The organism is Flavobacterium procerum (assembly GCF_042431625.1).
Taxonomy (GTDB): domain Bacteria; phylum Bacteroidota; class Bacteroidia; order Flavobacteriales; family Flavobacteriaceae; genus Flavobacterium; species Flavobacterium procerum.
On record NZ_JBHLYW010000022.1, the window covers coordinates 419593 to 438818 of the forward strand.

General features: G+C 33.9%; 14 protein-coding genes. 10 read left to right on the forward strand and 4 right to left on the reverse strand.

The genetic code is table 11. The features are described from left to right. Nucleotides 1–77: 77 nt before the first annotated feature. The gene (locus ACFFLS_RS21280) at nucleotides 78–1481 is read right to left on the reverse strand and encodes an alkaline phosphatase (protein WP_379687275.1); all 1404 of its coding nucleotides are present in this window, start codon (nucleotides 1479–1481) and stop codon (nucleotides 78–80) included. 252 nt (nucleotides 1482–1733) lie between these two features. Between ACFFLS_RS21280 and ACFFLS_RS21285 the strand changes: the two genes are divergently transcribed. From ACFFLS_RS21285 to ACFFLS_RS21305, 5 genes are all read left to right on the forward strand, one after another. Then, nucleotides 1734–4115, forward strand: a complete 2382-nt coding sequence (locus ACFFLS_RS21285) for a TonB-dependent receptor domain-containing protein (protein WP_379687276.1) — start codon at nucleotides 1734–1736, stop codon at nucleotides 4113–4115. 169 nt (nucleotides 4116–4284) lie between these two features. Then, entirely contained in the window at nucleotides 4285–4953 is a 669-nt protein-coding gene (locus tag ACFFLS_RS21290; protein ID WP_379687278.1) for a hypothetical protein, read from the forward strand. A 143-nt stretch (nucleotides 4954–5096) separates the two neighbouring features. Further along, nucleotides 5097–5975: a helix-turn-helix domain-containing protein gene (locus ACFFLS_RS21295; protein WP_379687279.1), complete on the forward strand. Its 879-nt coding sequence runs from the start codon at nucleotides 5097–5099 to the stop codon at nucleotides 5973–5975. 86 nt (nucleotides 5976–6061) lie between these two features. Beyond that, nucleotides 6062–7114 (forward strand): alpha/beta hydrolase, encoded by a 1053-nt coding sequence (locus ACFFLS_RS21300; protein ID WP_379687280.1) that lies wholly within the window; start codon nucleotides 6062–6064, stop codon nucleotides 7112–7114. 31 nt (nucleotides 7115–7145) lie between these two features. After that, entirely contained in the window at nucleotides 7146–7724 is a 579-nt protein-coding gene (locus ACFFLS_RS21305) for a DapH/DapD/GlmU-related protein (RefSeq protein ID WP_379689641.1), read from the forward strand. A gap of 219 nt (nucleotides 7725–7943) precedes the next feature. Here ACFFLS_RS21305 and ACFFLS_RS21310 read toward each other — a convergent pair whose 3' ends face one another. Together ACFFLS_RS21310 and ACFFLS_RS21315 are read right to left on the reverse strand one after the other, a co-directional pair. After that, nucleotides 7944–11222 (reverse strand): AsmA family protein, encoded by a 3279-nt coding sequence (locus ACFFLS_RS21310; protein WP_379689643.1) that lies wholly within the window; start codon nucleotides 11220–11222, stop codon nucleotides 7944–7946. 105 nt (nucleotides 11223–11327) lie between these two features. Further along, nucleotides 11328–11618 (reverse strand): hypothetical protein, encoded by a 291-nt coding sequence (locus ACFFLS_RS21315; protein WP_379687286.1) that lies wholly within the window; start codon nucleotides 11616–11618, stop codon nucleotides 11328–11330. A 389-nt stretch (nucleotides 11619–12007) separates the two neighbouring features. Between ACFFLS_RS21315 and ACFFLS_RS21320 the strand changes: the two genes are divergently transcribed. Further along, a complete protein-coding gene (locus tag ACFFLS_RS21320; RefSeq protein ID WP_379687287.1) occupies nucleotides 12008–12118 on the forward strand; it encodes an NAD-dependent epimerase/dehydratase family protein in 111 nt (36 codons plus the stop codon). An 82-nt stretch (nucleotides 12119–12200) separates the two neighbouring features. Here ACFFLS_RS21320 and ACFFLS_RS21325 read toward each other — a convergent pair whose 3' ends face one another. Further along, nucleotides 12201–12899 carry a DUF1826 domain-containing protein gene (locus ACFFLS_RS21325; protein WP_379687289.1) on the reverse strand — a complete coding sequence of 233 codons (699 nt, stop codon included), beginning with the start codon at nucleotides 12897–12899 and terminating at the stop codon, nucleotides 12201–12203. Between the two features lie 355 nt (nucleotides 12900–13254). Here ACFFLS_RS21325 and ACFFLS_RS21330 point away from each other — a divergent pair, with 355 nt between their 5' ends. The 4 genes from ACFFLS_RS21330 (at nucleotide 13255) to ACFFLS_RS21345 (ending at nucleotide 19038) form a co-directional block, all read left to right on the forward strand. After that, a complete protein-coding gene (locus ACFFLS_RS21330) occupies nucleotides 13255–14862 on the forward strand; it encodes a sensor histidine kinase (protein WP_379687290.1) in 1608 nt (535 codons plus the stop codon). Nucleotides 14863–14876: 14 nt separating this feature from the next. Then, the gene (locus ACFFLS_RS21335) at nucleotides 14877–16826 is read left to right on the forward strand and encodes a sigma 54-interacting transcriptional regulator (protein WP_379687292.1); all 1950 of its coding nucleotides are present in this window, start codon (nucleotides 14877–14879) and stop codon (nucleotides 16824–16826) included. 364 nt (nucleotides 16827–17190) lie between these two features. Further along, nucleotides 17191–17988: an alpha/beta hydrolase gene (locus ACFFLS_RS21340; RefSeq protein ID WP_379687293.1), complete on the forward strand. Its 798-nt coding sequence runs from the start codon at nucleotides 17191–17193 to the stop codon at nucleotides 17986–17988. Nucleotides 17989–18027: 39 nt separating this feature from the next. Then, on the forward strand, nucleotides 18028–19038 hold the full coding sequence (locus ACFFLS_RS21345) for an alpha/beta fold hydrolase (RefSeq protein ID WP_379687294.1): 1011 nt from the start codon (nucleotides 18028–18030) through the stop codon (nucleotides 19036–19038). The last annotated feature ends 188 nt before the right edge of the window (nucleotides 19039–19226 follow it).

A 19226-nucleotide genomic window follows, 5' to 3' on the forward strand; every position in this document is an offset into this window, starting at 1 on the left:
TTTAAACTTATGTTAATAATAGCGCTAAACTATATTTAATTATTTTACAGAACATTTTGCCTTCAAATACACCATTCTTAAGCCATAACTCCAGTCGCATTAAGCATTAAATTATGTAATTCTATGTTTTGTACAAAAGGTTTCAAAAGTTCACTACCCGGACCATACATGGCCAGTTCTACATAATCTCCTGAATGATCCATACTGATCCAACCCACATTATTGTGTTTTTTCTGAATTTCTGAATAGGCCTTAAAAGGCAGTTTTTTATAATTGTAAAGCCCTGTTTCCTGTTTTTCAAGCCCAGAATAGAAGCTTAACAGATGTTTAGCTTCTTCATCCGTAAGGCTGATTTTATTGGTTTGGTAAATCCAGTCTTTTATTTGCTGCAGATTAAAATCGGCATGAATAGCGTTTAATATATATTCGTTTGTGTATTTGTAATTGGCAATGCTGTTGAAATTTTCTACTGCTTCTTTTCCGTATATAAGTCCCGGATTTGCATTACCGTGATCGGTTGTGATGATCACTAAAGTCTCTTTATCTTTTTCTGCAAAATCAATAGCTGTTTTTACTGCTTCATCAAAAGCCAGCTGATCGTGTATTAGAGCCGCAATATCATTGGCATGCGCTGCCCAGTCTACCTTTCCTCCTTCAATCATCAGAACAAAACCATTTTCGTTATCTTTCATCTGATTGATTGCTGCAGCACTCATTTCTGCCAGAGTTGGCGTATTTTGCAATTCAGCGATATTGTTTTTGTCAATGGTATATGGAAGCGCACCAGAAGCAAAAACACCTAACGTCTTCTGTCCTTTTTTAATACTTTCTAAATCTGATTTTTCTTTTAAAACCTGATAGCCTTTCTGCTCATAAATTTTATAAATGTCTTTTTTGTCTTCTCTTTTTGAAGCATTAAAAAACTCATCGCCACCACCCATCATAACATCCAATCCCAGATCTGCGTACATTTCTGCAATTTCGTTTTCGGCATTTCTGCTGTCTGAGTTGACACAAAAACCAGCCGGAGTAGCATGTGTTATCGTTACTGTAGTAACACAGCCCGCTTTTTTACCTGCATTTTTAAATTTCTGCCATATCGGAAGGTATTTTTCACCATTTGGCCCAATATTCAAAACACCGTTTTTAACTCGATGCCCACCTCCAAAAGAAGAACTTGCGGCAGCCGAATCGGTTACTGCTGAACTTGCCGATGCAGTATCCATTAAAGCTCTTGAAACTTTATTTTCGGCATACAGATTCATCCAGTTTCCATTTTTTCCTAAAATGTTCTGAGAATACAGATTCGCCATTTGAAGCGTTCCAGAACTCATTCCGTCGCTTATCAGAAAGATTATATTTTTTGCTTTTTTGCCTTTTTTAGCTATCGCTTCTAAATCATTGGAAAGAATAACCGAAGGACTAAGGGTAAAAAGTCCTGTTAATACTGTAGTGCCTTTTAAAAATCTACGCCTGTTCATGTATGGATTGTTTTGAATATCTTGTAAATTAAGATACTTTTTACTAATTAATGAAACTTTGTTGCGTTAATTAATTATTATTTTTTTGTTTTACAAACCAGTTTAAGAATCTCGAATTAATTTCCTCAATAAAACAAGTCACATATTTAGCTTGCTTAAGATTTTCTTAAAACACCACCCATTTATTAAGATTAAATATAAATAATAAATTACTTTTGCGTGACAAATATAATCCACGCAAAATTTTAATTTATGTATCGAATTTTTAAATGTTTTCTAGTCTTTTTTCTAGTAAGCATCACTTCTGTTTATGCCCAGTCAACAGGTACTATTACTGGACAGATTAGCTTAGTTGACGGTCAGCCGTTTGCCTCTACTTCAGTTTCTATTATCGAATTAAACCGTTCTACTCTTACAGATGAACAAGGTAACTACAGTTTCAAAAATATTCCCGCTGGAAATTACAGAATCAAAATTCAGGCATTAGGAACTGCTGAGAAAGAGATTGAAACAACTGTAAATGCTGGAGAAACTGCTGTGGTAGATTATCAGCTTCCTAAAGAAAATGTTATGGCATTGCAGGAAGTTACAGTTTCTGGTTCTGTAAACCGATTTTCAAAAAAAGAAAGTAAATATGTTGCTCGTTTACCGCTGAAAAACCTTGAAAATCCACAGGTTTATAATACGGTTTCAAAAGAAGTAATCATGGAACAATCTGCTGTTGATCTTGGAAGTATTTCTAAAAATGTACCTGGTGCTGGTATTCCAATGATTGCCAATCAAGGACGTGTTACTTTCCGTTCTCGTGGTTTCGAAACAGAACCAAACGCACGAAATGGTGTTGCTGGAGCAGCATTCTCTTCTATTGATCCAGCGAATTTAGAGCGTATTGAAGCTATCAAAGGACCATCTGCAACGCTATTTGGTGCTAGTGTAGCTAGTAGTTATGGAGGTGTTTATAACCGTGTAACCAAAAAACCGTATAATGATTTTGGCGGTGAAGTATCTTTTACCGGAGGAAGTTATAATTTCAACCGCCTTGTAGTTGATGTAAACACGCCAGTAAACGAAGATAAAACAGCTTTGTTCCGACTTAATGGAGCTACAACACAACAGAAAAGTTTTCAGGATCTTGGTTTTAATAAAAATATCAGCATTGCTCCTAGTTTTTCTTATCAGATTACAGACAGACTTTCTCTTTTACTGGATGTGGAATTTGGACAGGAAAAAGGGACTTCTGTAGTGCGTTTTAATCCTTTCAACAGAAGCAATACCACAAGATCTATTGTAGATATCGCTTTTCCTTACGAAAGAACTTTTATGAGTAATGATTTGGTTTACAATACACAGATGCTGAATATTTTTGCTCAAATCAATTACAAAATATCAGAAGAATGGACTTCACAAACTATCGTTTCAAGAGCTCGTTCTACTATCGACGGTTATATTACGGCTATTAATGCCTTAAGTGATACAACAGCTAGAGTTCAGGTTATCAGTGGAAACACGAATTTCATTGCAACAGATATTCAGCAGAATTTTATTGGTGACTTTAAAATTGGACAATTCAGAAACAGAATTGTCGCAGGTTTAGATTATTACAACAATTACAACGATTTTGATCGTTTAACAATCACCACTCCTGCATTTGATTTTACAAATCCCCCAGCAAATTCTGGTGCTAACAAACAAATGGTAGACAACCTTGCAGAATCTGGAAGCGGAACATTACGTAAAGAAAAAAACAGAGACAATACGTATGCTGTTTATGTATCGGATGTTTTTAATGTAACGGATAGATTATCAGCAATGGCCAGTCTTCGTGTAGACCGGTATGAATATTTAGGTGTTTACAATATTGCCACTGGAGTTACGGCAGGCGGACTTGGTGCAAACGGTACTTCTGCGGGTCCTTACAACCAGACTTCGCTTTCGCCAAAATTTGGTGCTGTTTATGAAATCAGTAAAGATCATTTATCTGTTTTTTCTAACTACATGAATGGATTTTTAAATAAAAGCGGACAGGCTCTTGACGGAACCGCTTTTAAACCTGAAGAAGCTAACCAGTTAGAATTTGGTGTTAAAGGTGATGTTTTCAACCATCGTTTAGTGGGAACTATCAGTTATTATGATATTAAAGTACAAAACTCGCTTAGACAAGATCCAAATGATACAAATTATTCTATCCAGGATGGAACACAGCAGAGCAAAGGTTTTGAAGCTGAATTTACGGCTAACCCTTTTGATGGTTTAAATATTATTGCAGGATATGCTTACAACGATAGTAAATATACCAAAGCAGATACTTCTGTTAATGGATTACGCCCTGCCCTTTCTGGTCCAGCTAATACTGTAAATTTATGGCTGAGCTATCGTGTCCCAGAAGGAAAATTCCAAGGATTGGGAGCTGGTTTTGGCGCTAATTACGGAAGCATGTCATACGTTATTAATACACAAACAACCAAAGTGACAATTCCAGAATATACTCTTTTAGATGCGGCTTTGTATTACGATCAGCCTAAATACAGAATTAGTTTTAAAGTGAATAACCTGACTAGCGAAAAAGCTTGGAATGTGAGACTTACACCTCAGGCTCCAGCACAATTTTTAGGCAGTTTTGCTTTGAAATTCTAATTATTACTTAATAACTAGTTAGACTAAAGACTGTTCTTATGGGCAGTCTTTTTTCCTTATAAAAAAATAAAAATTACCTAAGTCTATTTAAACCGCTTTCTTTTAGATGAAAAATATATTTTTAATAAAGTTTTGTATTTTCTGCTTCTATCTTTTTAGCCCAAAAGTAATGGCAAGTGCTTATTGGATTGATGTAAAAGGCAGTAACAAGATTAATGCTCCCGTAACAATTGAATTGTGTTACGGCAGTATGGATGAATATGGCGTAAGACATAGAGATATAGGAAAAGAGCTAAAGCTTGCTGGAGATTTTTTGATTTATATCCTAAATCCTGACGGAACAAAACAAAACCTAAATCTTACACTTCAAAAAGACTGCTGGTCTGCCTCTTTTACTCCAAAAAGTGAAGGCCAATATCGAATTATCGGAATTAACGATAAACATCCTGTTATAGATCGCTCTGCTTCGGGCGGCGAAAATGTGCTGCCAATAGATTATATAGCAGCTGCATATAGTATTGGCAACGGAATTGTCTCTGATAATGTTCCTGTACAGAAACTTGATCTGATTTCTATTTTTGAAAATGGAAAAGTTACGGTAAAAGCATTTTTGGATGGAAAACCTTCAAAAGCAGGAACCAAACTTCGTATTTTTAATCCTGAAAACTGGGAAAAAGAACTTGTCTTAAATAAAGAAGGAGAAGCTGTATTTTATCCAACAATGAAAGGATTATACATTATCAGACAAGATTGGATAGAACCTATTTCTGGTAATTATAAAGAAGTAAAATATACTAGCAAACGCCATCATTGTAATTATTATTTACTATATCAATAAATAAATGCTATTATTTTTTTTATAGTAATACCTTAAATGAAACAAAATTATTTCTGTAATTCAAGTTGATATCTTGTTTAATTTTATCTAGCAATTTCGAGAATGCAGCAAACTAATAAATTTGAATTTATTAATTTTGTTGCATGAATCAAAAATCAACCCGTCCAATTTCAGAGTTTAACAATGAACTTAAACTGAAAGGATTCAAAGCCTTTCAGATTGAGGATGACAGCAATGCTACCCGCGTTTACAGTCGAAAAGACTTTTTTAAAATCTGCCTCACTACAGGACATAGTAAAATACATTACGCAGATAAAAGTTTTGACCAAGACGGAACTATTCTGTTTTTTGGCAATCCTAATATTCCGTATTCATGGGAAACTATTTCTACAAAGTATGTAGGCTACACAATACTTTTTTCTGAGGATTTTTTAAAAAATTCAGAACGCTCAGAAAGCCTGCAACAATCTCCTTTTTTTAAAATCGGTGGAACACCAGTTCTAAGCATATCAGAAGAACAAAGAATTTTCCTCAATTCTCTTTTTCAAAAAATGATTGATGAACAAAAAAGTGATTATGCCTTCAAGGATGAATTAATACGAAATTATATTAATCTAATAATTCACGAATCTTTAAAACTGCAACCTTCAGAAAATTATAATGTTAGTAAAAATGGAACTGCCAGGATTGCTTCTGTCTTTTTGGAACTTCTTGAAAGACAATTTCCAATTGAAAGCGCTGATAATCCACTTAAACTGACAACAGCACAGGATTATGCTCAAAACCTGCATATTCATGTCAATTATTTAAATCGTGCCGTTAAAGAAATCACTGGCAAGTCTACGACAACACATATCACAGAGAGAATTACAGCAGAAGCAAAAGCTCTTTTACAGCACACCGATTGGAATATTGCTGAAATTGGATATGCCCTTGGTTTTGCATACCCTACATACTTTAATAATTTTTTTAAGAAACATACGGGAACCAACCCCAAAGCGCTAAGAGACATCGAGTTTTGAAATTCTTAATTTTTAGTTTGATATTCTTTAACGGCGCCATTAGGTGCCGTTTTACTTTTGTACTATAATTTAAAATATAATTAATTATGAGAATACCAGTATTTATAGCTGTGTCTTTACTATTTATAGGACAGGCATTCGCACAAAAAAAAGAATCAGTTCAAAGTAAAAAAAACATGAGAAAAGAACAAGATCAATATACATTTCACTTAAGTGATAAAGTATCGAGACAAAAAGTAAAATTTAAAAACCGTTATGGAATAGAACTTTCAGGAGATTTATATCTTCCAAAAAATCCGCAGACAAAATTACTGCCAGCATTAGCTGTAAGTGGTCCTTTTGGCGCTGTTAAAGAACAATCTTCAGGACTATATGCCAATCAAATGGCAGAACGTGGATATGTAGTCTTGGCATTTGATCCTTCTTATACAGGAGAAAGTGGCGGCGAGCCTCGCAACATTGCTTCTTCTGATATTAATACCGAAGATTTTAGTGGCGCTGTAGATTATTTAGGATTACAAAAAAATGTAGATCGAAACAAAATAGGCATTATTGGAATATGCGGATTCGGAGGCTTTGCATTGAACGCAGTTTCAATCGACAAACGAGTAAAAGCAGTAGCAACAACAAGCATGTATGACATACCACGAGTAGCATCAAAAGGATATTATGATAAATTAAATTTAGAGGAACGCACCAAAATAGTAGAACAGATGAGTTTACAGCGTTGGAAAGATGCAGAAGCTGGTAGAAGTGAATATGGAAATTGTCCAAATCCGGATACTATAAAAGGTGATGAACCTCAATTTATAAAAGATTATTATGATTATTATAAAACAGAACGAGGTTTCCATAAACGTTCAATAAACTCAAATGCTGCCTGGACAAAGACAAATGGTTTCTCATTAATGAATATGCCAATACTGAACTACATCAAAGAAATATCTCCAAGACCAATATTGATTATTGCTGGCGAAAATGCTCATTCAAGATATTTTAGCGAAGATATTTACAAAGTTGCAGCCGAACCAAAAGAACTTTTAATCATAGCTGATGCTGTTCACGTTGATTTATACGATAAATTAGAAAAAATTCCATTTGACAAATTGGATACTTTTTTTAGAAATAATTTAAAATAGTTGGCCTTAATGTTTTCTAATTTAAACTATAATGAATACAAAAAAAGATAAAGAAGATATTTTTGAACAGCTTTTGAATGGTGAAACCATCTCTCCATCTAATACTCAAGCACATCGCCTTCTCGAAGAATGTTCTGCCACAAAAAAGAAACTTCTTATTTTAAATAATGCAACTGATCCTTCAGTAATCAGGTCTATCTTAAATGAGATTACCATGAGTGAAATTGACCAGAGCACTACCATATTTACCCCAATAAACATTAATTATGGTAAAAATATCAGAATAGGAAAAAACGTCTTTATCAACTTTGACTGCACTTTATTGGATTTAGGCGGCATAACTATAGAAGATCATGTTTTGATTGCACCGAGAGTCAACATTCTTTCTGAAGGGCATCCTATTTGTCCTCAAAACAGACAATCATTGGTTCCGGGCGCTGTTCATATTAAAAAAAATGCTTGGATTGGAACCGCAGCAACTATCCTTTCTGGTGTGACTATTGGAGAAAATTCAATAGTTGCAGCTGGAGCGGTAGTTACAAAAGATGTTCCTGATAATACAATAGTTGGAGGTATTCCTGCAAAAGTTATCAAAAACATCTCCAAATAAAATGAAAAAAATAATCTTCGGTAACGACTCTGTTTTTCAATCTAAAATCAATGATTTTAAATTATTCTTCTCACCACTTTGTAGGCGTATAGGCCATAACTAAATAATTGTTTATTTTTTTACTTAGATTATACCCTGACTAAAGCCGTTTCAAAATTAAACATGAAACGGCTTTTTCAGTTTTGACGCTCAAGCTTTAGATGATAGAAGAAAAACTTTCTATCTATTTTTCAGTGTATCAACTTTTCTTTGATCAACGGGTATGTTTAAAGTATCTTTTCGTCTAGATCGTCTGCGTTCTCTTACCTGTAAGTTGTTCAAATTGCTTTCCTCAGCTAAAGTGTCATCCTCTTTAAATTTACCTGTAGAAATTTTAAAATCATCTGCAGTACCTGTAATTTTCATTGGAACATTAATAAGTCCCATTGGTGGAAGACCTAATCGGAAACCGACATTTATTTTACCGTCCATTGTAACCTGACCTTCAAGCTTTCCTCTAAAACCAGCCATTTTCATAGTAGTCGGCGTAATCGTCATTACATTATTTTTAATGACAGAATGTATGGCAATCTTATTAAATGAAGCTTTTTCTAAATCGGCTGCATCTGCTTTTTGAGCGACATGATTCAAAATTTTAAAGTTTTTAAATTTAATATCTTCCAGAGTCAATGTTCCTTCGCCATCAATAGACTTAAAATCAATATTCATATTTTGATCAATACTTCCTCCAAGTTTATAATCAACAGACACTAGACCATAAGCATCTTTTGCCATGCTTACCAATTCTGCAAAGATTGGAATTTCTGCGTAAGCGCGCTGAATATCAAAATTGCTGGCCTTAAAATTCGCATTGTATTTAGCCAACACACGGTTCTGCGCTTTATAATCTCCCGTCATTTCTATTTTGGTTCCCGCCATATTAAAACCTGCCTCAGTTATCTGAACTTTTCGTTCATTAACAATCAGATTTCCAACAAAATCATTAACCTTATAAGTATCAAACTGAAGATCATGAACTTTGGCTGTAATTTTTAAATCGGCTGTATTCGGAATTCTTATTACGTAGTTTTTATTTTTAGGATTGTCTTTTTTAATAACAGTATTTACAGTAGTAGAATCTGCTTTTTGAGCGGCTTCTTCTTCGGCTTTTTGGTCTGTGTATTTTGCAATCATATCAAAAAACTCATTCGCATTGATATGATTACTAGACAATTCAATATCAGCTTTAAGCTTTTCATTAGATTGATGCAAGTACTTTCTATTAAAAAGATATCGCAAAACATTGTGAATGTATCCGTTTAACACAATATCCGATTTACCGTATGCCGCGTTAAAGTCTTCAAAACGCATCTTATCCTTAAAAAACTTAAATGTTCCTTTAGAAATTTGAAACGTTTCCGGAAACATTGCGCTTTTGATTACAATGTTTTTAGCTTCGAGTTTTCCGCCATTTTTGATATTATCATAATTTTTGGCATCCAAATCTTTTTTAGAACCTTTTGCCATAAGATTGGTCTGAATTATTCCAGAAACAGTAACATCTTTAATTGGGAATATCTGTGTCAATTTGCCTACATCTAATGTTCCCTGCGTTTTGATATTATAAACTAAATCATAAAGATTACTGACTTCTCCCTGCACTTTAAGAGGTGATCCTGCTAGAACAAATTCTGCTGGTTGCAGTTTTACATTCAAATCTTCTCCCGTACCATTATTACTGGTTATTGCAGCACTTACATTGATGTTCTCAATAGGAATATTCGGGAATTTTAATGATTTTAGATAGCCGTTTTTAATATTTACAATTGCTTTTGATGATGGATATTTCTTCTGCTTACGGTTTAAAATTCCATGCATACTTACTTTTAAGTTCAGATTTCCCTTGACTTCCAAACTGTCTAAAGGATAAAATTTATGTATCGTCGCTAAATTGATTTTAGACTCTAATTCTGTATCTACTGTAAAAGGATATAATTTATGAAGTTCAAAGCGCCCTCGAACAAAATTATCCAGAGCTTCTGCATTCAGATTGGTTACTTTACCTGAAATATTACGTATAATACTGTCTTTTGCCGTTAAACTAAGATTTAGGTTAACATTTTTTACAGCCTCGTTTTTATTAGCATTTTTTAAATAGCCATTTTTTAAGCTCAGATTTAGCTGAAACTTCGGAATACTTTTAATTATCGTATCAACTTTATTCAAGCGTGGACTAAACCCTAAATCTCTTAAAAATATTCCATCGGCTTTTAAGTCAACTGCAACGTCTCCGCGAATGTCATTCTCATTCAGATTTAGAGCTTCTTTAAATTTAGCAGCATCTAAATCTGCTTTTATTGCCGTTTTAATCTTCAATTTTTTAAAGCCTTCTGAATGAAAATTAATTACTGTTTTCTTTTTATCAAGATTAAACGAAAGATTGTCTAAATCAAATTTTAATTTATTGATATCTAAATCTCTAATCAAAGCTTTTGCCGAAATATTGATGTCTTTTACCGGTTCTTTAATTTTTTTATAAGCAATTGTACCGCTATTAATTTGTAAATCTGCCGAAACTACTGGTTTTTCTGATTGATCCTGCATGTATTTACCTCGCGCAAAAATTCCGAAATTGATGTTTCCTGTAATAATCATTTGTTCACGCCATTCGTCATAAGCAGGCGGCACAAGTGACAACATCTCTTCTAATGTTGAATTTTTAGAATGCATGCGCAAATCAAAATCGTACCCGCCTTTTATGAAAGCAAAATGACCATTAAAAGAGAAAGGAAAGTTTTTAATACGGATTGAGTTTCGTTCAAACTTAAACTTCAGTGCTTTCGTATCTATATAAGTTACAATTTCAGCGTTTATTGGTTTGCTGCGAACATAATCGACGCCCGCCACGCTAAAATCAAACGACTTTATTTTTACATTAGAATTAAGATCAAAAAAATCTGCACTTAAATCTCCTGTACCTTTATAGTTAAGTTCTTGAACTTTAAACTTTAAAAGAGTACTTTTATCATTATATGAGACATTCGTTTTATTTATAACAACCTTCTTAATTTTAAATTCAGTTTGAGTAGTATCTGCCGAGGGTTTAGAAGGTTTTACAATATTGAAATTTGCATTCCCTTTTGGGTCAATTTCAAGATTTAAATTGGCATCATCCAAATAAACAGCATCTAAAACTATTTTGCCTTTTAAGAGGCTATAAAAATTAACTCCAACGGCTGCAGCTTCTGCCTTAACAACATTAGATGAAGCAAATTGCGCTTTTTTGTTTACTATATTTACGTTTTTAGCGTAGACAATCAATGCCGGAAAATGTTTGAAAACAGAAAGTCCGATTTCGTCAAAACGTACTTCTGCATTTAGATTTTCATTAGCAATGCTTTCTATTTTATCTGTTATTTCATCTTTAAAAAAATAAGGAATAATGGTGAGTACTAGTACTAAAAGAAGCACTAGAGAGGCGATAAAAATTGCAGTTCTTTTTAAAAACTTCTTAATCATTATTTGTGGCTTATATTTTAACATTTTAAAAATAGAGATTTAATGACGACTGATAATTATTGGATAGAATATTAACTCAAAAATAACAATTCCTTCTGCTCGATTTTAGTGGCAAAAATAGACAACAGCCTTCTTGAATTGGGCAAATGCATCTTGTTCTTCACGTCGACGCGTTTTACTAAACAAGGTCCAAGTCGAACAATTTATAACACTTACCTTCATAAAACCGAAAGACAAAATAACGATTGAAGCAGACGAATTTGATCTGGATTCGTACTTGTCTTTTGGAAATGTATAAGACTTTACCTGACTCCAATATTTCTTTTTATTTTCTTGATTATTTACAATAAATCTTTCGTGATCTATATGCACGCTGATTCTGCGCAAATTCAGCATAAAAAATACTTTTATAATAAGCACCATAAAAAAGTGAAGACAAAAGAGGTAAACAACTGTAGAGAGCCATGTTGGGAATTGTTTTTGCATAATAGGCTCTAAATAAAAACAAAGCTTTGCAAAACCAATAACAAAAAAGAAAATTAACGGAATAGAATAAATGAGGTTTATATAACGAAAAGAGCTAAAGTGTAAAGTCTTTGGGACTTTGAGACCATCCTGCATTTATTTTTTTGTTTAAGTTAATCTTCTAAACGAAAGTACAAAAAGAAATATTCAAACAAAAACCTAGTAGTTATTCTAATCGAAAACTATTTCTTGAAGTAGTTCAAGTTTCTACTCATTTATACGAAATAACTTTGCTATGTAATCATCTAAATATCAAAACAATGAAAATAGTTATTATCGGAGGAACAGGCTTAATTGGAAGTCAGGTAACCCATCTTTTAAAAGATAAATATGAAGTTATTGTAGCATCTCCAAATACGGGAGTGAACTAAGATAAAGCCTTATTATTTTAGATAAATCTCATTTTGACAAAAGCCGTTTCAAAAATTAATCCTGAAACGGCTTCTTTATTTTTTAGCAAATCAACAACAATCGATATTCTCCTTCGTTTTCCCTTGGTGCTCTATGGATACAAGGCAAAACTTGTTGTTTCGGATGATCAACAGCCAAACGCCAAAGATGCATTAATCCTAAATTGATAGGTTCTGCGTCTGCATGAATCTGATAATGCAGATCAAAATAATTATCTTTTAAAAAGCTTTCGAATGCTGAGTCTGGCCCATCATGCAATGCTCTTAGCTTTTCTCGAATTTCTGGAATTAAAATTTTCTGTTCTGCCTTTGAATTAGCAACAATATCACTTGCCGCTCCGTGGTAGGTACATAAAAAAGTATCGGTTGCAATAGGAGAACGATCAACATGAAAGGAATACACATCGGTGGATATGAAATCAAATTCATCATCACGTTCATAACACTTCAACAAATTAAGAGAAGGCAAAGCTCCAAAATCAGTTAATAATTGTAAATCTTTTAAGATAATTTCCCTCGCTATACTCCCCTTTTCTGATAGTTGAAGCGCAAGTAGATCTTCGGGGTAAACTTCTGTAATATTTTCTTTTAAACAAAGTTTTTTTACAATCTCATTAAAATCACCATCCAAATTTCTGCACCAACATAACGCATTAGTTTCTCCCCTGAAATCGGTATTTACAAGCTCAGAGAAAGTAGATACGACACCAATTTGGCTGTTGCCAAAAAATATATTACTCACTTTCAGATATTAAGAAATTAGACTTCATTCGTTACAAAAATAGGCAATAGAAGTCACTTACTACGTTTTATAACTTTGACTTTTTGAGTTTGATGCTCTGGCTGGCCACAAAATCATTACTGTTGGCAATGACTTCAAACTAACTAAATGAAAATAAACAGTTTAACATCTTCATTTAATCAAATCCATAAAATGTGTTTTTGTTTCTGTTTTAATTATATACCAAGAGACATCAATACATAAAAACTGATTTCCGACGAAATATCGTTGGCAATCAATTTTATGAAATTTTAATTTTACATACATAATTATCGATACCTTCGTACAGCCAAAGCCAGATTAATTATTTAAAAAGATGTTGCGTAACCCTTTCAAAACATTTTTAATACTCCTTGTTTTCCTGACAATTGGAGATGTTAATGCTTTGTCTCCTTTTAAAAGCAAAAAACAAGTAGATACGGTTGAAAAAACTCTAGTTCCAGCAACCGATACTTGGCACGAACCGCCTTACACCGAGCTGCAAGTAATAAAAGCTGAAAAATCATTAGATGCAATACCTGCTTCTATCAATAAAATACAAATATTATTGCAATTAAGCGATTGGTATCAGGAATCTTTTAATAGTCCTAAAGCGTTAGAAATGGCTTTCCAATATGCCGAAAATGCTCTTTTTATTAGCAAATCACTTCATTCTGATATTTACGCTGGAAAATGTTATCTACAGCTTTCCATGTTGTATCAATTGAAAAATGATAATTTAATGATAGAAGTTATTGCCAGAAAAGCAATCGCGGTATTAAACAAAACAAATCAGATAGACGATCTGGCTGAGTCTTGGGTAATGGTCTGGTCTGCAAAAATGCGTACCAGTTCGCCAATCTCACAACGATTGAATCCAATTTTCAAAGCTGCTTCTTTATTTGAAAAATCAGGCAACAACAGGAGAATCGGCGATTGTTATAGAGAAATCAGCGAATTGTACTTTTCTTACTCCGATTTTGACAATTCGATAAAGTTTCTCAAAAAGGCCATTTTCTATTATAAAGCAGCAAACCTAAAAGAGGAGTCCTTTCTGCCTATTTCATCTAGGCTGCAAATTATTTACGAAGCAGAAAAAAGAAACAAGGATATCGTTAAACTTAGAAATAAAACGCTTCTGCAACAAAGCAAACTTAAGAATGAAGTCTTTTTGCGAAACTCAATGGTGATTTTTTTGTTGCTTTTACTGATCATTCTTGGGCTGCTTTACAAAAGTTTCCGGTTTAAGAAGAGAACAAATAAAATGCTCGAAATACAACAGAACGAAATCAATAAAAAGAATAATACGCTTCAGAATCTGGTAGTCGAAAAAGAATGGTTATTGCGTGAAATTCATCATAGAGTAAAAAACAACCTGCACATGGTGGTTGGGCTTTTGGCAAGCCAAACTGAATTTTTAAAAAATGAAGAAGCTGTACAAGCTATTAATAACAGCCAAAACAGAATTCAGGCGATGTCATTAATTCATCAAAAATTGTATCAATCCGAAAATTTATCGCTAATTGATATGCCTTCGTACATTTTTGAATTAACAGAATACCTAAAAGATTCTTTCGAAATACGAAACAACATACGTTTTTTTCTAGACATAGACGGCTTTAATCTTCCTCTATCCTATTCGATTCCTATTGGTCTTATTTTTAACGAAGCTGTCACCAATTCAATCAAATATGGATTTCCAGACCATAGAAATGGCACCATCAATATTTCGCTTAAAAAAAACAGAAGCAATAGTTATGTATTGATCATTCACGATAACGGAATCGGGCTTCCTGCCGATTTCGATCCTTACAGTAATCCTTCCTTAGGTGTAAAATTAATGAATGGACTAGCTGCTGATATCGAAGGAAAATTTTTGATTACTAATTCAAACGGTACCAAAATAACTTTAAAATTCACTATTAACGAAAGTAACCTTGATTAATTTAATTCTATAAAATGGCCAAACCACTAAAAATCCTAATTGTAGAGGATCAGTTTGTAGAAGCAAATCATTTGCGATTGATGCTTAAAAAAGCCGGACATTCTATTACCGGAATGGCACGATCGGTATCTGATGCCAAATATTATATTGCACAGGAAAAACCAGAATTGGTTCTCTTGGATATTTTCCTTTCGGGAAAAGAAACCGGAATCGAACTAGCTGAAATACTTAAAGAATCCAATATCCCTTTTATTTACCTTTCTGCAAATTCTAACGAAGAAGTTCTGAATAAAGCCAAATTGACGCATCCTTATGGTTTTTTGGTTAAACCTTTTAGAGAAAAGGATCTGCTAGTTACCATTGAAATCGCCGAATACCATCAGGAACATGGAATAGAATCTTCGATTAGAAAAGAACTTCTTTTTCAAAAACAGCTCAAAACGATTGTCAAAAAAAGCGGCACTTGGGATGACCGCGTTTTAAATATCATCACTTCTTTACAATCTCTAATTTCTTTTGATCTTGTAATGGCTATTTTTTACATAGACAGCAAATTATCAAATCGCGTTCTCGGATACGCACGTACGGGTTTGCATGAGTATCAGAAAATAGGAATCGAAGAACTGCAGAATATCACTGCTTTAAAAGAATCTGAAATTAATGAATTAAGAAATAAAAGCAAGGTAGAAAGAGACGCAACATTTTATAATGGCCAAGATTTTATAAGAATATGCGAAAAAACGCCAATCAAAAAAATGATTGCAAATTCTATGAACATGATGTCAAACTTAATGCTTCCCGTTCCTTTAACGCTTCATGAAAATGGCGGACTTTATTTATCTTTTTTCAGCAGACAACCCGATAATTACAATAAAAATCATCTTACGCTGTGCGAAAGGCTTCAGGAACCTTTGATTTATGCTATTGAAAATTTAGTTCATGCTGATAAAAAATTAGATCAAACAAACGTTGCATCTCTAAATAACCAAAAAGGGAAAAACATTAAAACATCTGGCTTTGAATCTATTGTTGGCAAAAGTCCAATGCTTTTAAAATTATTCGATCACATTATGCAAGTTGCTCCAGCCGATACAACTGTTTTGATTACAGGAGAAAGCGGCACTGGCAAAGAAAGTATTGCCAATAGTATTCGACAATTGTCTGGCAGGAAAAACGAACCTTTTGTAAAAATCAATTGTTCTGCTTTACCACCAAGCCTCATAGAATCTGAATTGTTTGGACATGAAAAAGGATCTTTTACAGGTGCAACAGAAAAAAGAATCGGCAAGTTTGAGCAAGCGCATAACGGTACTTTGTTTTTAGATGAAATTGGAGATATGCCTTTGGAAATGCAGGCAAAACTATTGCGAGCGATACAGGAGAAAGAAATTGAACGTGTGGGCGGAAATATTCCAGTAAAAGTAAATGTTAGAATAATAGCGGCAACCAATTGCAATTTGGAAAAAGAAGTGGCAGACGGCCGTTTCAGACTTGATTTATATTACCGATTAAATGTATTTCCAATTCAATTGCCACCCTTACGAGAGCGCAAAGAAGATATTGGACTGCTGACACGTCATTTTATTGCTGTATATAGTGCTAAAACAGGGAAAAATGTAACGGAAATATCCGAAAGTGCTTTAAAAAGTCTCCTGTCCTATCAATGGCCAGGAAATATTCGCGAACTCGAAAATCTTATCGAAAGAAGCATCCTTTTAGCAAAAACAGATACTATTGAGCATATTCCGCTTCCTGCTTTTGAAGAAATTAAAATAAACAATAAATCAAACGAATGGTATCTTAAAACGATTCAAGAAAACGAAAGAGAACACATCATTAATGTCTTAGAAAAATGTAACGGAAGAATCAGAGGCGCCGGCGGAGCATCTGAAATTCTTGGAGTTCCTCCTACTACACTCGCATCCAGAATGCAAAAACTCGGCATTAAAAGAAGTCATTTTTAAGGTAGGAAGTTATGAGTTATGCGTTTAAAAAAATTGCATAAAAACTTAGCGTCTTTGCGACTTTGCGAGCAAATTTCTTGTTGTTAAAAAAACTTACGATTTTAATCTCGCAAAGTCGCAAAGACGCTAAGATTTTTTAGTTTAAAGTTAAGTAACATTCCATAACCAATAACTTCTAACTCTTAATTCCTAACTTCTAACTTCTAACTAAAAAGAACGTTATTCCGTTGCCCATTTTTCGTTATACGACGAAATATAGTTCTTTAAAATTCAGCACACAACACATAAACGATTAGAAACAAACGACTTAAAAAAAAGGTTTGATTTTAGTTTACAGTTTGGCATAACACTAAAACAGGTAATTATGCTGACTGAAAACCCTACTACAATTCTTTTTATTACAGGTGCATTTGTAAGCAATAAATGCTGGGACGAATGGAAAGTTTTTTTCGAAAACAAAGGTTATAAAACTTTAGCTCCTGCATGGCCTTACAAAGATGCTCCCGTTGAAGTGCTTCGCAAACGTCATCCTGATTCGCAGGTTGCGGGATTGGGACTAACGCAATTAATCGAACATTTCGAAAATATTGCCAAAAATCTACCTCAGAAACCTATCATAATCGGGCATTCTATTGGCGGACTTGTAGCACAAATTCTTTTACAGCGTAATCTTGCAACTTCGGCAATTGCCATACATTCTGTTCCTCCACAGGGAATTATGACTTTTAAATTCTCTTTTTTGAAAGCCGGATGGGGACCACTTGGCTTTTTTACTTCGCCTAAAAAAACATTTATGATGAGTTTTAGTCAGTGGCAATATGCATTTACAAACGGAATGCCCGAAGAATGGCAGGAAAAAGCCTATTGCGATTCGGCTATACCAGAATCTAAATTGATTGTTCGCGATACTATAACTTCAGCCGCAAAAGTAGATTTTCGGGCACCACATAAGCCATTGTTATTCATTGCGGGTTCTATAGATCATACAATTCCAGAATCTCTTAATTATTCCAACTACAAAAAATATTCAGACAAAAACTCTATAACCGATTATAAGGTTTTCTCTGAGAGAAACCACTTTGTTTTAAACCAGCCGGGTTGGCAGGAAATCGCACTTTATATCCAAAACTGGATTGAAAAACTTCCAATTCAAAATTCATAATAACCCATTATTTTTTAACTAATTAAAATTTCAAAAATCATGAAAACAAATTTATTGAACAACACTTTCTTAAACCTAAAAAGCAAATCGGCGCAACTTGTCGCTTTTGCTATTTTATTATTGACTTTAATTTCTTGTAATAAAAAAACGGAAGAAACTCCTGCTACAGAAGCTAAACCTGTCGAAACAGCCCAAGTCGCACCGGCAAATCCTCCTGCAAACTTTAAACATGCTACGGCGACCGTAAACGGAATCAAAATACACTACGTGATTGGCGGTCAAGGAGATCCGTTGGTTTTAGTTCACGGATTTGGACAAAACTGGTATATGTGGAATCGATTATTGCCCGAATTATCCAAACATTTTACTGTTATCGCTCCTGATTTAAGAGGTGTTGGCGAATCTGATAAACCAGAAAGCGGCTACGACAAGAAAACGATGGCGACTGATATACATGAATTGGTAGATCAGCTTGGGTATAAAAGTATTAATCTGGCTGGACATGACATCGGATTGATGGTGGCTTATGCTTATGCAGCGCAGTATGGTGACAGCGTGAAAAAAGTTGCTTTAATGGATGCACTTTTGCCAGGAATAGAACCTGTTTGGTCTAATGTAAAAGGATCTGCATGGTGGTTTGGATTTTTTGCTTGGCCAGCATCTGGAGATATTGTAAAAGGAAAAGAAAAAGAATTCTTAACGAATTTCTGGCCAGTTGTAGGTCACGTAAAAGATCCTTTTACTGCCGAAGAATCAGCAGAATTTATTAGAGCTTATGCTGTTGAAGGTGGCACAACTGCAGCTTTTAAATGGTTTGGTGCATTTGACCAAGATGGAAAAGACAACTTAGTATTCGCAAAGAAAAAACTAAAAATGCCATTATTAGCAATGGGCGGAGAATATTTCGCAGCTGCTTTCCTTAAAGATCATTCCAAATTGGTTGCAGAAAATGTAGCCGAATCAAAAATCGCAGGTGCTGGTCACTGGTTGGTTCAGGAAAATACAGCTCAAGTTCAAAAAGATTTATTGGCATTCTTTCTTGCTAAATAAAATAAACATTTGAGTGTAATTGTTTTTTTCAACACATAGAAACATAGATTTTATTTGATAGAAAAGTACTTTAAAAGAAACTAGTTTCTAACACATAGAGCTATGTGTGTCTATACAAGTGAAACGCCTTTTTCAGATTACAAAAACCTATGTTTCTATGTGTTTAAACAATAACTCTCAACAGATTA